The sequence below is a fragment of the Streptosporangium sp. NPDC049078 genome (genome assembly GCF_040648855.1).
In the GTDB taxonomy this organism is placed as follows: Bacteria; Actinomycetota; Actinomycetes; order Streptosporangiales; family Streptosporangiaceae; genus Streptosporangium.
Map to the genome: position 1 here is coordinate 268,388 of NZ_JBEZEL010000010.1, position 15,125 is coordinate 283,512.

A 15,125-nucleotide genomic window follows, 5' to 3' on the forward strand; every position below is an offset into this window, starting at 1 on the left:
TTGGGAGGTACTTGTGTCCCGCCTGTTCACCCGGTCGTCGATCGCCCTTTGCTTTCTGTTCACCCTCGTCGCCTGCGGAGGCTCACAGGGCACCGCCCAGAACGCGGGGGCGAACGAGGCCGCCCCGGCTGCAGGCGCCGCCGGCCTGCGCGTGGGGGTCGCCTACAGCCGGGGCGGGCGCGGCGACAAGTCCTTCAACGACTCCGCGGGGGCGGGCGTCGATCAGGCCAAGGCCGCGCTGGGCATCGAGGTCAAGGAGCTGAGCCCGAACGCGGCCGGCTCCGACCTGGAGGAGATCCTGCGCCTCCTGGCCGAGACGGGCCACAACCCCGTCCTGGCCGTCGGCTTCTTCTACGCCCAGCCGCTCACGAAGGTCGCGCCCGCCTACCCGGGAACGCACTTCGTCATCATCGACGACGCGACGGTGAAGCTGCCCAACGTCACCAACGTGGTGTTCCGCGAGGAGCAGGCCAGTTACCTGGTCGGGGCCGCGGCGGCGCTGAAGTCCGCCACCGGGCGGATCGGCTTCGTCGGCGGCGTGCAGACGCCGCCCCAGGAGAAGTTCCTGGCCGGGTACGCGGCCGGCGCCCGCGCGATCGACCCGAAGATCCGGCTGTCGAGCGTCTTCATGACGCAGCCGCCCGACTTCAGCGGATTCTCCTCCCCCGACAAGGCGCGGGAGGCCGCCCGCGGCATGTACGACGGCGGCGCCGACATCGTCTACCACGCGGCCGGCGCCTCAGGGCTCGGCGTCTTCCAGGCGGCCAAGGCGGCACACAAGTGGGCCATCGGCGTCGACGTCGACCAGCGCCGCACCGTCGCCCCCGACCTGTCGGAGGTGATCCTCACCAGCGCCACCAAGCAGATCGACGTCGCGGTGCGGCGCGTCATCGAGGAGCAGGCGGCGGGCAAGGCGGTCTACGGGCTGCGCGAGTTCGGCCTGGACGAGGACGGCGTCGGCTACGCCACCACCGGCTCCGACCTCGCCGACATCCGCCCCCGGCTGGACGAGATCAGAAAGCGGATCATCGCCGGCGAGATCGACGTGCCGGTCACCCCGTGAGGCGGCCTTCGACGACCTCCCCGGGCGTGCCGCTCGTCGAGCTTCGCCGCATCACCAAGCGCTACCCCGGCGTCACCGCCAACCGCGACATGAACCTCCTGGTGCGGCCGGGCCGGGTGCACGCCGTGGTCGGCGAGAACGGCGCCGGCAAGTCGACCCTCATGCGCGTCCTGTACGGCGAGGAGCGCCCCGACTCCGGCGACCTGCTGCTCGACGGCGTCCCCGTGCGGTTCCGGTCGCCCGCCGACGCCATCGCGGCCGGCATCGGCATGGTGCACCAGCACTTCCTGCTCGCCGAGAACCTGACCGTGCTGGAGAACGTGATCCTGGGCGCCGAGACCTCGCGCCGCGGGCTGCTCGACCGCCGCACGAGCGCCCGCGCGCTGCGCGACCTCGGCGAGCGCTACGGCCTGGCCGTCGACCCCGGCGCCCGGATCGAGCACCTGGGCCTGGGCGAACGGCAGCGGGTGGAGATCCTCAAGGCCCTGTACCGGGGCGCGCGTCTGCTCATCCTCGACGAGCCCACCACGGTGCTGGCGCCCGGCGAGGTGGGGCGCCTGTTCACCAGCCTCGCCGAACTGCGCGCCCAGGGCCTGGCCGTGCTGTTCATCTCGCACAAGCTCGACGAGGTGCTCAGCGTCTCCGATCACATCACCGTCATCCGCGCCGGAACCGCGGTGGGCGAGTTCGCCGTCGGCGACGCCGACCCGGGCGTCCTCACCCGGCTCATCGCCGGCGGCGACCTGCCGCCCACCGTCCGCGGCGGGCGCACGGAAAAGGGCCCCGTCGTGCTGCGTCTGGACGGCGTGCGCACCGACGCCGTCCAGGCGGCCACCCTGGAGCTGGCCAAGGGCGAGATCCTGGGCATCGCCGGCGTCCAGGGCAACGGGCAGTCCGAGCTGATCGACGCGCTGGTGGGCACCCGCCAGATCACGGCCGGCACCGTGCGCCTCGGCGACCGTGACGCCACCCGGCTGGGCGTGCGCGGGCGCCGCCGCCTGGGACTGGCGTGCATCCCCGAGGACCGCCACCGCCACGCGCTGGCGCTGCCCGCCACGCTGTGGGAGAACGTCATGCTGGGCAGCGAGGACCTGCGCCGCCGCAGCCGGTGGCGCCTGGACCGCGCGGCCGCCCGGGAGGCCGCCGGGCGGATCGGCACCCGCCTCGGCGTCGGCGCGCCCTCCCCCGACGTCCCCGCCGCCGCGCTGTCGGGCGGCAACCAGCAAAAACTCGTCGTCGGCCGGGTGCTGCGCGGCCGTCCCCAGGTGCTGCTCGCCGCCCACCCCACCCTCGGCGTGGACGTCGGCGCTCAGGCCGTCATCTGGGATCTGCTGCGCGAGGCCCGCGACGCCGGCCTGGCCGTCCTGCTGGTCAGCGCCGACCTCGACGAGGTGCTCGGCCTGAGCGACCGCGTACAGGTGATGTTGCGCGGCCGGCTGACACCCGCCCTGCCGGTCGCCGAACTCACCCGGCCGCGCCTGGTCCGGCTGATGACGGGCACCGGATGAACACGATCATCACCCGGGCCGGGAAGGTGCCGCGCGTGCTCGCCGCGCCGGCGCTCGCGCTGCTGCTGGCCCTCGTCGTGGCCACGGCGTTGCTGACCGCGGCGGGCGCGTCGCCGGGCAGGACATATGTGACGATGCTGGAGTTCGGCGCGCGGCCGGACTCGCTCGTCTCGGCCGTGAACCGCTCGGTCGTCTACTTCCTCGCGGGCCTCGCGGTGGCCGTCACGTTCCGCATGAACCTGTTCAACATCGGCGTGGAGGGCCAGTACCGCCTCGCCGCGCTGCTGGCCGCGGCCACCGGCGCGCACCTGGACCTGCCGGCGCCCCTGCACGTGGCCGTCATGTGCGCGGTGGCCATGCTCGCCGGGGCCGCGTGGGCCGCGCTCGCCGCGCTGCTCAAGGTCTGGCGCGGTGTGTCGGAGGTGTTGTCGACGCTGCTGCTGAACTATGTCGCCACCGGGGTCGTGGCGTACCTGCTGGCCGAGGTGTTCGCCGCCGGCAGCACGACGGGGTCGACCGCGGACCTGCCGCCCTCGGCCCGCCTGCCCGAGCTGAACGGCCTGCTCGCCGCGGCCGGGGTAACGCTCCCGGGCGGCGCGAGCCTGGGCGGGGCCGTGCTCGGCGCCGCGCTCCTGGGGGTGGCCCTGCACCTGCTGCTCACCCGGACGCTGTTCGGGCACGACCTGCGGATGAGCGGGCTGAACGCCGCGGCGACCCGCGTCCACGGCGTCGATCCCCGCCGCATGATCGTCGTGACGATGCTCGTCTCGGGCGCGATCGCCGGACTGGCCGGGCTGCCCCACCTGCTGGGCACCGCCTACCACTTCGGCCTGGACTTTCCCGCCGGGGCGGGCTTCACCGGCATCGCGGTGGCCCTGCTCGGCCGCAACACCCCGCTCGGCATCGCGCTCGCCGCCCTGCTCTTCGGCTTCCTGGAGCGCTCGGCGCTCATCCTCGACATCGAGGGCGTGCCCAAGGAGATCGTCACGATCATGCAGGGCGTCATCGTGATCAGTGTCGTGGTCGCGCACGAGGTGGTGCGTCGCGCCGAACGCCGGCGCGCCGCACGGCTGGTGCGGGCGCGCACCGAGCCCGAGGCCACCCCGGCCCCGGCGCCGGGCGGGGTCTCGTGAACGCGCTGACGCGGCGGCCGCTGCTGATCGTCCTGCTCGTGCTGCTCGCGGTGGCGGGCGTCCGCGCCCTCACCGGCGAGGCGCTCACCGACTCCGGCATGGTCGGCGCCGCACTGCGCCTCGCGGTGCCGATCGGGCTGGCCGCCCTGAGCGGGTTGTGGAGCGAACGCTCGGGCGTCGCCAACCTCGGCATCGAGGGCATGATGATCATCGGGACGGTGTGCGGGGCGTGGGCGGGCCACTTCCACGGCGTCTGGGCCGGGGTGGTGGCCGGAGTGCTGGGCGGCGTCGCCGCCGGACTGCTGCACGCCGTCGTCACCGTCACCTTCGGCGTCGACCAGGTGGTGTGCGGCATCGCCGTCAACATCCTGGCGGCGGGGGTGGCGCGTTTTCTGTGCGTCGTCGTGTTCGCCGGCCTGCCCGGCGCCGGGGCCACCCAGTCGCCTCCCGTCACGGGCGAGGTCGGCACCGTGAGCGTGCCGCTGCTGGCGGGCGGCGCGGGCGGCGGCGACCTGCTGGGCGACCTGGAACGCGGCGGCGTCTTCCTCCTCGCGGACGCCGCCGGCCTGCTGCGAGGGCTGCTGCACGAGGTGTCGTGGCTCACCGTGGCCGCCGTCGTGCTCGTCCCGGTCAGCGTCGTGCTCCTGTGGCACACCGCGTTCGGGCTGCGGCTGCGCTCGGCCGGGGAGCACCCGGCCGCGGCCGACTCGCTCGGCGTGCCGGTCCAGCGGATGCGCTACTGCGGCGTGCTGGTCTCCGGCGCTCTGGCCGGTCTGGCCGGCGCCTACCTCGTCACCGTCTCCTCCGGCCTCTACCAGGAGGGCCAGACCGGCGGGCGCGGCTTCATCGGCCTCGCCGCAATGATCTTCGGTAACTGGCGGCCGGTCGGCACGGCGGGCGGGGCGCTGCTGTTCGGCTACGCCGACGCCGTGCAGCTGCGCCAGGCGAGCGCGGTGCACACCCTGCTGCTTTTGGGCGCGATGCTGGCGTGGGCGGCGGCGATCGTCGTCGCGCGGCGGCGGCCCCGCCTGGCGGCGGGCGCGGCCCTGCTCGGCGCGGCCGCCTTCGCGCTCTTCCAGAGCACCGGCTCGGTGCCCACCCAGCTCATCTACGTCACGCCGTACCTGACCACGCTGCTGGTGCTGGCCACGGTCGCCCAGCGGCTGCGCATGCCCGCCTACGTCGGCCTGCCCTACCGGCGGGGAGATGCCTGACCATGACACACGTGCCGCGCCCCCGGATGCTGGCCTACCTGGACCGCTGGTCCGCCTCCCCCGGACAGCGCGTGAACGTGCACGCGAGCGGGCCCGCCGGAGCCGCGCGGGTCGAGGTGGTCGACCTGGTGAGCCAGGCCGTGCTCGGCCAGGCGATGCCGGTCACCGTCGAGCCGCGGCGCCTGCTGACCGGCTCCCACCTGGAGGCCACCGGCGTGCCGGCCCCCGCCCGGGGCAGCGTCGCGCTGTGGCTGCGCCCGCACGGGGCCGGCGCCCGGCAGGTCGCGGCGGAGCTGGACACCGGCGACCGGCGGCTGCTGATCACCCTGGACGAGGCCGGACGTCCCGAGACCGTCATCGAGACCGGATCCGGCGTCCTGCGCGCGGGAGCGGGTTCGGCCCTCCCTCAGGGGGCGTGGTCGTTGCTGGTGGCCGCCTGGACGGCGGAGCCGTCCGGCACCCGGCTGCGCCTGAGCATCCGAGGGGCGGTGCGCGACGACGCCGCCGCGTACCGGGCGGACCTGCCGCTGGAGCCGGCGACCGCGACCCTGCGCTTCGGCGCGGGCTCCGGCCACCGCGACCCGTACGCCGGGCGCCTGGCGCTGCCCCTGCTGACCGGCGACGCGCTCACCTCCGGCGACTGCGACACCATGACGGGCCTGACCGGCGGCCCGGCCCTGGCCGGGCACCTGGGCGCCGGCCTTCTCGCCCTGTGGGACCCGGCCGCCGATCCGGGCGGCCCCGTCGTCCTCGACATCAGCGGAAACGCCCGGCACACCCGCGCCGTCAACCGGCCGCTCGCCGGGCTCGTCGGCCCCGGCGAGGACGGCACCCGCACCGCCCTGCAGCTCAGCCCCGAAGACCTGGACGACGCCCGCTGGCCGCGAACCTGCGCGGTGACCGTACCCGCCGACGCCGGCTCGACCGTGCTCGGCGTGCGAGTGCGCGCCCACGGTGACTCTCACAGTGACTCCCACGGTGACTCCCACGGTGACTCCCACGGTGACTGCCATGTTGTCCCGCTCGTCGTCCCCCCGGCCGGCCCGGCGCGCCCGATCGCGGTCGTCCTGCCGACGTTCACCTACCTGGCCTACGCCAACCACCGCCAGTCCAGCGAGGCCGAGTACTTCGGCGACTACTCGCACGTGACCGACCGGCGCATCGAGCTGTCGGACACCGACGTCCACCTCAACGCCCACCGCGACCTGGGCCTGTCCCTGTACGACCAGCGACGCGAGGGCGGCCCCGTCTACCACTCCTGTGGTCGGCGCCCGGTGCTCAACCACACGCCGGACTACCGGTGGTGGATGACCGGGGCGCCCCGGCACTTCGCCGCCGACCTGCTGCTGCTGCGCTGGCTGCACGCCGAGGGCTTCGCCTTCGACGTCCTGGCCGACGAGGACGTGCACACCGGCGGGGCCGCCCTGCTGGCGCGCTACCGCGTCGTGCTGACCGGCAGCCACCCCGAGTACGTCAGCGCACCGGAGCGCGAGGCCGTCGCGGCGTACGTGTCCGGCGGCGGACGGCTCATGTACCTGGGCGGCAACGGCTTCTACTGGGTGACCGGCGTCGATCCGCGCCACCCGAACGCGATCGAGGTACGCCGCGGCCACACCGGCGCCTGGTGGGACAACGAGCCGGGAGAGGACGTCCTCACCTCGACCGGGGAGCCCGGCGGACTGTGGCGCGAGCGCGGCCTGGCGCCCCAGGAGTTGCTGGGCGTCGGCTTCACCGCCCAGGGCTGGGGTCCGGCGCCCGGCTTCACCCGCCTGCCCGACGGTTACCGTGCCGAGGCGGCCTGGGTGTTCGCCGGGATCTCCGATCCGGTCATCGGCCGCCACGGGCTCGCTCTCGGCGGCGCCGCCGGAGACGAGATCGACCGCGCCGACCCCGGCCTCGGCACCCCGCCGGGCACCTTGTTGCTCGCCACGTCCGCGGGCGGGCACAGCGGCCACTACCAGAACGCGCCGGAGGAGGCCAGTCTCGGCGCGGACGCCGTCCGCGCCGACATGACGCTGCGCCTGACCGGGGCGGGCGGCGCCGTCTTCGCCACCGGATCCGTCAACTGGGTGGCCAGCCTCGCCTGCTGCGACGGCGACGTCCGGCGCGTCACTCGAAACGTCCTGTCCCGGTTCCTTATCCCGAAACCCTTCAAAGGAGTGACGTGACCTTCGTCAGGACAAAGGCGCACGCCTACCCCTATCCCCGCACCTCCGGTGAGCTCACCGAGGAGCACCTGAGTATGCCCGCCGCGACGCTCACGGCGATCGCGCGGCACCCGGTGACCGTGTATCCCGACACAGGCGCCCTCTACCACCGGCTGGCCCGTGAGATGGCCGACGAGCTGCGCGACAACAACCTGCGTGGCGAGCCCACCCGCTGGATCCTGCCCGTGGGCCCCAAGGCGCACTATCCGCTGCTGGCGCGCATCTGCAACCAGGAGCGCATCAGCTGGGCCGAGGTGCACGCCTTCCACATGGACGAGTTCCTCGACTGGCAGGGCCGCCCCGTCGAGCCGTCACACCCGTTCAGCTTCCGCGGCTACTGCGACCGCAACCTCTACCAGCTGCTGGACCCCGCGCTGCGCCCTCACCCCGGCAACGTCGTCTACCCCGACGTCCTCGACCCCGACGCCTACGGCGCCCGCCTGCGCGAGGTCGGCGGGGCCGACACGTGTTTCGCGGGCTTCGGCTACCGGGGGCACCTCGCCTTCAACGAGCCGCCCTCGAACCGCTGGCACCGGTACACCGTCGAGGAGTTCGCCGCCTCCACCACGCGGATCGTCACCCTGCTCGACGACACGCTCGTGGCCCTTTCGCACCGGCTGACCGGCGGCTACACCCAGCCCATCCCGCCGATGGCCATCACGCTGGGCATGGCGGAGATCCTTTCCGCCCGGCGGCTGCACCTCATCACCGACGGCGGCGCGTGGAAGCGGTACATCGTCCGCGTGCTGCTGCTGACGACCGAACCGGAGGTGTCGCTCCCGGTCACGCTGGCGCACCGGCACCCCGACGTGCGCGTCTCGGTGGACGCCGACAGCATCGCCCCGTGCGCGGTGGGGCTGGGCGCATGACCCCGCCTTTGGCCCGGTCCCCTCACCAAGCACCGGCGCCCCCGGGAAAGGCGGTGCCCCGGTGACCGTGCTCGCGCTCGGCGCCTACACCCTGGACCTCTACATGTTCGGCGGCCGCCTGCCGTCCGCCGGTGAGAGCGTCAACGCCGCCGAGTACGCCACCGCGCACGGCGGCAAGGCGGCGAACGTGGCGGTCGCGGCGGCCCGGCTCGGCGCGCCCGCGCGTTTCGCCGGCTGCCTGGGCGAGGACGCCGACCGTTCGGCGGCGCTGGCGGCGCTGCGGGCCGACGGCGTCGAGGTGGGCGACTGCGCGATCGCCAAGGGCGTGGCCACCGGGCGCAGCTTCGTCTACGTCGACGACCAGGGGCGGCAGATCGTGATGACCTGGCCGGGGGCGGCCGGCCTGCTGGCCCCGGAGCGGGCGGCCGCGGCGGCCGCGCGTCTGCCGGCCGGGTCGGTTCTCGTCCTGCAGGGCGAGATCCCGGTGGCCACCTCGTGCGCGGCCGCGGCGGCCGTCTCGCCGGGAGTGCGCCTCCTGGTCAACCCCAGCCCGGCCGAGGCGTTCCTGGGGGCCGACGGGGCGGACCTGCTGAGCAGGGCCGACGTGGTGGTGCTCAACGAGGCAGAACTGGGCGTGCTGACCGGCGGCCGCACCGCGGACTCCTCGCGGTCCCTGGGCCTTCGTACCAAAGGAGGGGCCGTGGTCGTCACCCGGGGCGAGCGGGGGGCCGAGGTGAGCGACGATCACGGCACTATGCTGGTCGACGCACCCCGCGTGGACGCTGTCGACACGACCGGAGCGGGCGACGCCTTCACCGGTACGCTGGCCGCCACCCTGCGCGCCGGGCTGAGCCTGGCGGCCGGGGTCCGACTCGCCTGCAGGGTGGCCGCAGTCTCGGTCACGCGCCGTTTCTGCGTGCCCAGTTACCCGTCCGCCGGAGAGCTCGGTCTCGCCCCTCTCCACGGTCCACCGGCGCAGGAGATATCCGCATGACACCACGACCGCACACCCTGGCCGTCAGGATCCGCGACCGGCTCCGCCTCCTCATCGTCGAGCAGGGCCTGCGCCCGGGCGACAAGCTGCCGTCGGAGAACGAGCTGATGAACCTCTTCGACGCGGGCCGCACCAGCATCCGCGAGGCGTTCAAGCTCCTGGAGCAGGAGGGCGTCATCCAGGCGCGTCACGGTGACGGCCGCTACCTCACCGCGCAGCCGAGCCTGGATCGTCCGCTGACCCGCCTGGAAGGGGTGACGGAGATGCTCGCCAGCCGCGGTTTCACCGCCGACGACACCGTCTTGGACGTCGCCTCGGTCGAGCCGGACCGCCACCAGCGCGAGGTGTTGCGGCTGGCGCCCGGTGAGACGATCGTGCGCCTGGAGCGGCTGCGCCGGCACCGGGACGACGCGTTGCTCTACTCGATCGACCTGTTCCCGCGCCGGCTCGTCCGTCTCCCGCTGGACGAGGTCGACTGGTCCGGGTCGCTGTTTCAGCTCCTCACCGAGCACGGTCACACGATCGCGTACGCGGTCACCCAGGTCCGTGCCGTCACCCTGGATTCGGTGCAGGCCGAGCGCATCGGCGGCGCCGAGGCCGGCGGCGCGTGGCTGCTGCTCATCCAGACCCACCACGACAGCGCGGGTCGGCCCCTGCTGTTCTCGCAGGACTACCACCGCGGCACCGACTTCTCCTTCCACCTGGTGAGGCGCCGTGACTGACCCCCCGACAACCGGCACCGAAACCGGCACTGAAACCGGCGCCGCACCCGGTGCGCGCCGCCGCCACGTCGTGTTCGACCACGACGGCGCGCCCGACGACCTGCTGGCGCTGCTGCTGCTGACCCGCTACGAGAACGTCGATCTGCGCGGTGTCGCCGTCACCCCGGCCGACTGCCTGCCCGCGCCCGGACTGTCGGCCACCCGCAAGATCCTCGCCTTGGTGGGCCGGGACGTACCGACGGCGCTGGGCGTGCTGCCCGGCCGCAACCCTTTTCCGCTCGCCTGGCGGATCGACGCCCTGCGGGCGGACGCGCTGCCCGTGCTCAACCAGCGCGGCCGCACCGTCCCCGCCGCTCAGGCGCCCCCGGCGCACGAGCAGCTCGCCACCTGGCTGGCGCAGGCGCCGGGACCGGTCACCGTGCTGGCCACCGGCCCGCTGACCAACATCGCCTGGTGCCTGAAGCACCATCCTCGGCTCGCGGCACGCATCGAGGAGATCGTGTTCATGGGCGGCGCCCTGGATGTGGCGGGCAACGTCCACCAGCCGGGCCACGACGGCACCGGCGAGTGGAACGTCTACTGGGATCCCGACGCCGTCAAGTGCGTGTTCGACTCCGATGTGCCGATCACCATGTTCCCGCTGGATGTGACCAACCGGGTGCCGGTGACCGCCGACTTCGTGGAGATCTTCGGCCGTGCGTACGGCGAGCACGTGAGCGACCTGGCCGGGTCGCTGCTCGCGCTCACCTTCGGCACGCTGGAGACCACCGGGCTGCCCTACTGCTGCTGGGACAGCCTCACCGCCTCCTACCTCGCCGACCAGGACATCTGCACCTTCGAGACGGTGCGCTGCGATGTCGTGACCCGGAGCGCGAGCCAGGGACGAATCGTGCGAAGTGCCGGCGGGCGCGCGGTCCGCTGTGCCCGGTCGGTCGACGCCGACCGGTTCTACCGGCACTTCGTCACCACCCTCGCCCCGCGCGGGCGATGACCTCAACGACAGAAAGGATCATGCGATGAGCACGAGAACGATGGATGCGGGCGAGCGGATCGCCGCGCCTCTTTTCGGCCGCCGCCGGATCCTGTCCGTCTTCTGGCTGGCCGAGGACGAGATCTCCTTCTACGGGCTGCCGCTGCTGCTGTGCCGGGTACCGCACGTGGTCAGGGCGACGGTCGGCCGAAGCGTGGCGGAGGCCGGCCAGGCGCTGGGCGGAGGGGATTTCGACGTGGTGGTGCTGCCGGTCGCGACGGTGCCGCAGGTGGTGGCCGCCGCCGGTACGCCCTGTGGCCGCACCAGGGTGCTGGCACTGATGCGAACCGAGGAGGCGCGCCACCTGTCCCCTGTCGCCGGCGATCACGGTGTCGACGGCTGCCTGCTGTGGGACGTGGTCAACGTCGCCGGATTGTCCGACGCCTTCGCGCACCTGCTCAGCGGCGACCTGCCCACCCTGCCGGTCGCGCCGTCCGTGTCGCCGTCCGTGTCGCCGGTCGGGCCCTCCCCCCAGGGCGCCGGCGCCGAGCTGACCGACCGGCTGACCGAGCGCGAGCACACGGCGCTCGCCCTGCTGCTGCGCGGAATGAGCAACAACCAGATCGCCCGCGCCATGGGCATCTCGATCCACGGCGTCAAACGGCACGTCTCGAACCTGCTGGTGAAATTCGACTGCTCCAACCGGACGGAGGTGGCGCTGGTCGCGCAGCGGCTGGGACTCAGCTCCGCCACCGGCGGCCCCCGCGTCAACCCGGCGGTCAGGTGAAGGGCGGCACCGCCGCCCTTCACGGATTCGCATATCGCCCGCACCCCGTAGTGACCGAAGAGAAGTGGAGCGACAATGGACGTCCCCCCCATGGAACTCAGTGGTCGCGTTCCCCTCGTGCGCGCCGACGATCTCGACGCCGACATGGAGAAGGCGACGCAGGCCATCAGGACCCAGCTGACCGACTGGGGCTTCATGGCCGCCGAGGTCCCCGGCATCGGCGCACGCGTCCGCACCATGATGGAGGAGTTCGCCTCGGCGTGCCGATCGCCGGAGCCGCGGCTGGCCGACTACGCGCAGTCGTCGGTGCCCCAGCTGTCGGTCGGCGGCACGCACGGGTTCTTCCCCTACAACTCCGAGATCCCGCGCCTGGCCAACGGCGTGCCCGACCCCAAGGAGTTCATTCACATCAGCGGGGCGCTGCTGGCCGACCAGCCGCCCGGCGCCGGTGACGTGCTGCGCGCCTTCCCGGCGTTCGGGGCGGCGGCGGCCGGTGTGTTCGACACCGCGTTCCGGCTGATCTCCCTGTTCGGAGAGGTCGTCCGCGGCATGATGGCGCCCGGCACCCCCGAGCTGGACCTGTCGCGGGAGGCCACGAACCTGCGGGTGATCCGCTACCGGGACGTGGGCGATCGCGAGGTGCTGGCGCACGAGCACTCGGGCATCCAGATGCTCGGCCTGCAGTTGCCGCCTTCCGACCAGGGGCTGCAGTACGTGCTGCACGACGGCACCTGGGTGGAGCCGGTGATCGCCGGCACCGACGTGGTCCTGTGCAACATCGGCCGGATGCTCACGAGCGCCTCCGACGGGCGGTTCCGGCCGTCGACGCACCGGGTGCACACCAAACCCATGCCGCCCGGCTACGAACGCCTGTCGTCGGTGCTGTTCGCCTACCCGCCGCACAAGGCGCCCCAGTGGAAGATGGTCGACGGTGAGATGGTGACGCTCGACGCGACCTGGGGCGACTTCATCGAGAGCCGGTTCCAGGGCCTGGGTGAGCGGCAGCCGGAGTCCTGACGAAGAGGGGGCCTTTCGGCCCGGTGCGGCTCGCGATCCGCGCCGGCGGCCCGAAAGGCCCCCTCCTGCCGGTGGTGTTCGGCCGTCTCCCACGCCGGCGACGATTCAGCGGCAGATGCCGGGGCGCCGTTTCCTTCGGCAGGCGGTTCACTGACGCCGGTGGCGGAGTGCTCGTTGCTCGGCGGCGTCGAGTGCGGGCGCGAGGGGCGCGAGCGCGGCGCGAAGGAGGTCCGGCAGCGAGCCGGACGGCACGACGAGCCCGCCGGCCGTGGCGGACGAGACGGTCGCCTGCAGCCATTGCTCGAGCGCCACGCGAACCGCGGCGGCCACGCTCGCCGCGAGCACCCGTGCGGTGTGCGGGTCGCCGTCGCCGAGACGTCCGGCGATCGCATCGGTGAGGGGGTGCTCGATCGCGGTGGTGGTTTCGACGAACGCCTCGCGCAGCGCCGGGCGGGTGACGATCAGCAGTAGCGCGTCCCGGGCGGATTCGTCCGGGGCGGTGTACTGATCCACGATCGCCTCGATGACGGCGTCGGCGAGGCCGACGCCGCGGGGCCGGCCGGCCACCGCCGCCGCGACCCGCGCCTCCCGTTCGCCGGCGACGGCGGCGACGATCGCCTGTTCGCGGCTGGAGAAGTAGTTGTTGTACGTCCTGGGTGAGACGCCGGCGGCCTCGGCGATGTCGTCGACGCGCACGTTGTCGGGTCCACGCTCAAGAGCCAGCCGCAGGGCCGCGGTGCGCAGGGCCTCTCGGGTGGCCTGCTTCTTCTGCTCGCGCAGCCCTGCCGGTCTCGTCGTCACCGTCTCAGCCTCCCAGATTCAATGCGCGTACGCAAACTTGCCTACACGCAACTTTTTTCCTAGCCTGGGCGTCCTCTCACCTCGGGCGAACAAGGGAACGCACATGATCACAGATGTCGTCATCGTCGGCGGCGGCCCGAACGGGCTGATGCTGGCCTGCGAGCTGAGCCTGGCGGGGGTCCGGCCACTCGTGCTGGAGCGGCTGCCGGAGCCGAGCGAGGAACCGAAGGCGAACGGGCTGCTCGGCCAGGTCGTCAAGCTGCTCGACCGCCGGGGGCTGCACGAACGTCTCAGTGGCAGCCCGGAGCCGCCGCGGCCGAACTCCGCCTACTTCATGTTCGGCGCGATGGGCCTGGACCTGAGTGTGCTGGACGACAGCCCCGTCTACGCCCTGCCGGTGCCGCAGCGGCGCATCGTGCAGGTTCTGCAGGAGCGCGCCGTCGAGCTGGGCGTGGAGATCCGGCGCGGACATGAGGTCGTGGGCCTGTCGCAGGACGACGAGGCGGTCACCGTCGACGTCGCGAGCCCGGGCGGGGCCTACCACCTGCGGGCCCGGTACCTTGTCGGCGCCGATGGAGCCCACAGCGTCACCCGCAAACTCTCCGGCATCGGATTCCCCGGAGTCACCTACGACCGGATGACCGTGCGCTCGGCGCATGTGACGGTCCCGGCGGACCGGGTCGATCCTGCGACCGGTGCGCTGAACGTGCCCGGCTACGGCGCCGTTTCGCCGTTCCTGCCCCACCGCACCGAGCACGGGGGGTTCTCCTACGCGCCGATGCCCGGCCATCCGCCGCTGGTCAGCACCACGGAGTGGGACCAGCCTGCGACCGACGCGGTGATGAGCCTGGAGGAGTTACGGGCGAGCGTCCGCCGCGTGCTCGGCGTCGAGGTGCCGCTCGGCCCGCCCGACGGCCAGGGACCGCACGTGCTGCGCCGGCTGAGTGGCGGTAACACCCGGGTCGCCGAGCGGTTCGCCGACGGCCGGGTGTTCCTGATCGGTGACGCCGCTCATGTGTACGCCGCCACGGGGGGCGGTCCAGGGCTCAACCTCGGCCTGCAGGACGCGGTCAATCTCGGCTGGAAACTCGCCGCCGAGATCCGGGCAGGAGCCCCGTCCGGGCTGCTGGGCACCTACGAGACGGAGCGGAGATCGGCCGCCCGGCGCATGGTGCTGAACGCGCAGGCACAGGCGGCCCTGATCGCCCCCGGCGACGATGTCACCGGACTGCGCGAGGTGTTCGCCGAACTGCTCCGCGACCCCGGCACCGTGCGGCGCCTGGCCGAGCTCACCGCGGGCGCCGACGTCCGCTACGACATGGGTGCGGGCGAGGCGCATCCGCTGACCGGCCGGTTCGCCCCGGACCTGGACCTGCGCACCCCGGCCGGTCCGGTCCGGCTGGCCGAGCTGACCAGGACCGCACGCCCCTTGCTGCTCGACCTGACCGAGGAGGCGTCCCTGGCGAAGACCCTCGCCCTGCGGCACGACCAGGTCGATGTCGTCACGGCGCGCTCCCAGGCCGCCGCGCCCACCGCCCTGCTCCTTCGACCGGACTGCTACGTGGCCTGGGCGTCTTCGTCACCCCGGCCCGATCCAACGGAGATCGCGGCACTCCAGGCGGCCTTGCGGCGGTGGTTCGGAGTCATCACGCCCGCTCGCACCTGAGGTCGCCGGTACCGGTCCGTCATCGGTGACCGCGATCGGACGGATCGCGGAGGCGCACGCGTGCGCCGAGTGCGGACAGGCGAGCTCGTGGCCCGCGTCCGAGCTCGTCGTTCCCCCGTTCGGGGCCTCCCGCCGTGGCCGCGGGAGGCCCGCCCCCTCCGATCACCGCGCCCG

The 15,125-nt window shown here is 73.3% G+C and carries 13 protein-coding genes; 12 read left to right on the forward strand and 1 reads right to left on the reverse strand.

Going from position 1 to position 15,125, the window contains the following annotated elements; translation table 11 throughout:
- Positions 1–13 precede the first annotated feature (13 nt).
- The 11 genes from AB0B90_RS19270 to AB0B90_RS19320 all read left to right on the forward strand — a co-directional run bounded on the left by AB0B90_RS19270 (position 14) and on the right by AB0B90_RS19320 (position 12,484).
- The gene (locus AB0B90_RS19270; RefSeq protein ID WP_362923780.1) at positions 14–1,063 is read left to right on the forward strand and encodes a BMP family ABC transporter substrate-binding protein; all 1,050 of its coding nucleotides are present in this window, start codon (positions 14–16) and stop codon (positions 1,061–1,063) included.
- On the forward strand, positions 1,060–2,571 hold the full coding sequence (locus tag AB0B90_RS19275; RefSeq protein WP_362923782.1) for an ABC transporter ATP-binding protein: 1,512 nt from the start codon (positions 1,060–1,062) through the stop codon (positions 2,569–2,571). The genes AB0B90_RS19270 and AB0B90_RS19275 overlap by 4 nt, the downstream gene beginning before the upstream one ends.
- Positions 2,568–3,704, forward strand: a complete 1,137-nt coding sequence (locus tag AB0B90_RS19280; protein WP_350949625.1) for an ABC transporter permease — start codon at positions 2,568–2,570, stop codon at positions 3,702–3,704. The genes AB0B90_RS19275 and AB0B90_RS19280 overlap by 4 nt, the downstream gene beginning before the upstream one ends.
- Positions 3,701–4,918 carry an ABC transporter permease gene (locus AB0B90_RS19285; RefSeq protein ID WP_362923785.1) on the forward strand — a complete coding sequence of 406 codons (1,218 nt, stop codon included), beginning with the start codon at positions 3,701–3,703 and terminating at the stop codon, positions 4,916–4,918. The genes AB0B90_RS19280 and AB0B90_RS19285 overlap by 4 nt, the downstream gene beginning before the upstream one ends.
- 2 nt (positions 4,919–4,920) lie before the next feature.
- Positions 4,921–7,086 (forward strand): N,N-dimethylformamidase beta subunit family domain-containing protein, encoded by a 2,166-nt coding sequence (locus AB0B90_RS19290; RefSeq protein WP_362923787.1) that lies wholly within the window; start codon positions 4,921–4,923, stop codon positions 7,084–7,086.
- Positions 7,083–7,994 carry a hypothetical protein gene (locus AB0B90_RS19295; protein ID WP_350949622.1) on the forward strand — a complete coding sequence of 304 codons (912 nt, stop codon included), beginning with the start codon at positions 7,083–7,085 and terminating at the stop codon, positions 7,992–7,994. Before AB0B90_RS19290 ends, AB0B90_RS19295 begins: the two co-directional genes overlap by 4 nt.
- 61 nt (positions 7,995–8,055) lie before the next feature.
- The gene (locus AB0B90_RS19300; protein ID WP_362923789.1) at positions 8,056–8,988 is read left to right on the forward strand and encodes a PfkB family carbohydrate kinase; all 933 of its coding nucleotides are present in this window, start codon (positions 8,056–8,058) and stop codon (positions 8,986–8,988) included.
- Entirely contained in the window at positions 8,985–9,710 is a 726-nt protein-coding gene (locus tag AB0B90_RS19305) for a GntR family transcriptional regulator (protein WP_362923791.1), read from the forward strand. The genes AB0B90_RS19300 and AB0B90_RS19305 overlap by 4 nt, the downstream gene beginning before the upstream one ends.
- On the forward strand, positions 9,703–10,701 hold the full coding sequence (locus tag AB0B90_RS19310) for a nucleoside hydrolase (protein ID WP_362923793.1): 999 nt from the start codon (positions 9,703–9,705) through the stop codon (positions 10,699–10,701). Before AB0B90_RS19305 ends, AB0B90_RS19310 begins: the two co-directional genes overlap by 8 nt.
- A gap of 25 nt (positions 10,702–10,726) precedes the next feature.
- Complete coding sequence (locus AB0B90_RS19315; RefSeq protein ID WP_362923795.1) at positions 10,727–11,467, forward strand: LuxR C-terminal-related transcriptional regulator; 741 nt, start codon at positions 10,727–10,729, stop codon at positions 11,465–11,467.
- A gap of 75 nt (positions 11,468–11,542) precedes the next feature.
- Positions 11,543–12,484 (forward strand): hypothetical protein, encoded by a 942-nt coding sequence (locus tag AB0B90_RS19320; RefSeq protein ID WP_350949617.1) that lies wholly within the window; start codon positions 11,543–11,545, stop codon positions 12,482–12,484.
- Between the two features lie 147 nt (positions 12,485–12,631).
- Here the strand turns inward: AB0B90_RS19320 and AB0B90_RS19325 are convergent, their stop codons facing one another.
- Complete coding sequence (locus AB0B90_RS19325) at positions 12,632–13,285, reverse strand: TetR/AcrR family transcriptional regulator (RefSeq protein WP_350949616.1); 654 nt, start codon at positions 13,283–13,285, stop codon at positions 12,632–12,634.
- 103 nt (positions 13,286–13,388) lie between these two features.
- Between AB0B90_RS19325 and AB0B90_RS19330 the strand changes: the two genes are divergently transcribed.
- A complete protein-coding gene (locus AB0B90_RS19330) occupies positions 13,389–14,951 on the forward strand; it encodes an FAD-dependent oxidoreductase (RefSeq protein WP_350949615.1) in 1,563 nt (520 codons plus the stop codon).
- Positions 14,952–15,125 lie beyond the last annotated feature (174 nt).

Bases quoted from the DNA above. Each gene is read 5' to 3' on its own strand.
- AB0B90_RS19280 (WP_350949625.1), top strand. From the start codon at position 2,568: ATGAACACGATCATCACCCGGGCCGGGAAGGTGCCGCGCGTGCTCGCC.
- AB0B90_RS19290 (WP_362923787.1), top strand. From the start codon at position 4,921: ATGACACACGTGCCGCGCCCCCGGATGCTGGCCTACCTGGACCGCTGG.
- AB0B90_RS19305 (WP_362923791.1), top strand. From the start codon at position 8,985: ATGACACCACGACCGCACACCCTGGCCGTCAGGATCCGCGACCGGCTC.
- AB0B90_RS19315 (WP_362923795.1), top strand. From the start codon at position 10,727: ATGAGCACGAGAACGATGGATGCGGGCGAGCGGATCGCCGCGCCTCTT.
- AB0B90_RS19320 (WP_350949617.1), top strand. From the start codon at position 11,543: ATGGACGTCCCCCCCATGGAACTCAGTGGTCGCGTTCCCCTCGTGCGC.
- AB0B90_RS19330 (WP_350949615.1), top strand. From the start codon at position 13,389: ATGATCACAGATGTCGTCATCGTCGGCGGCGGCCCGAACGGGCTGATG.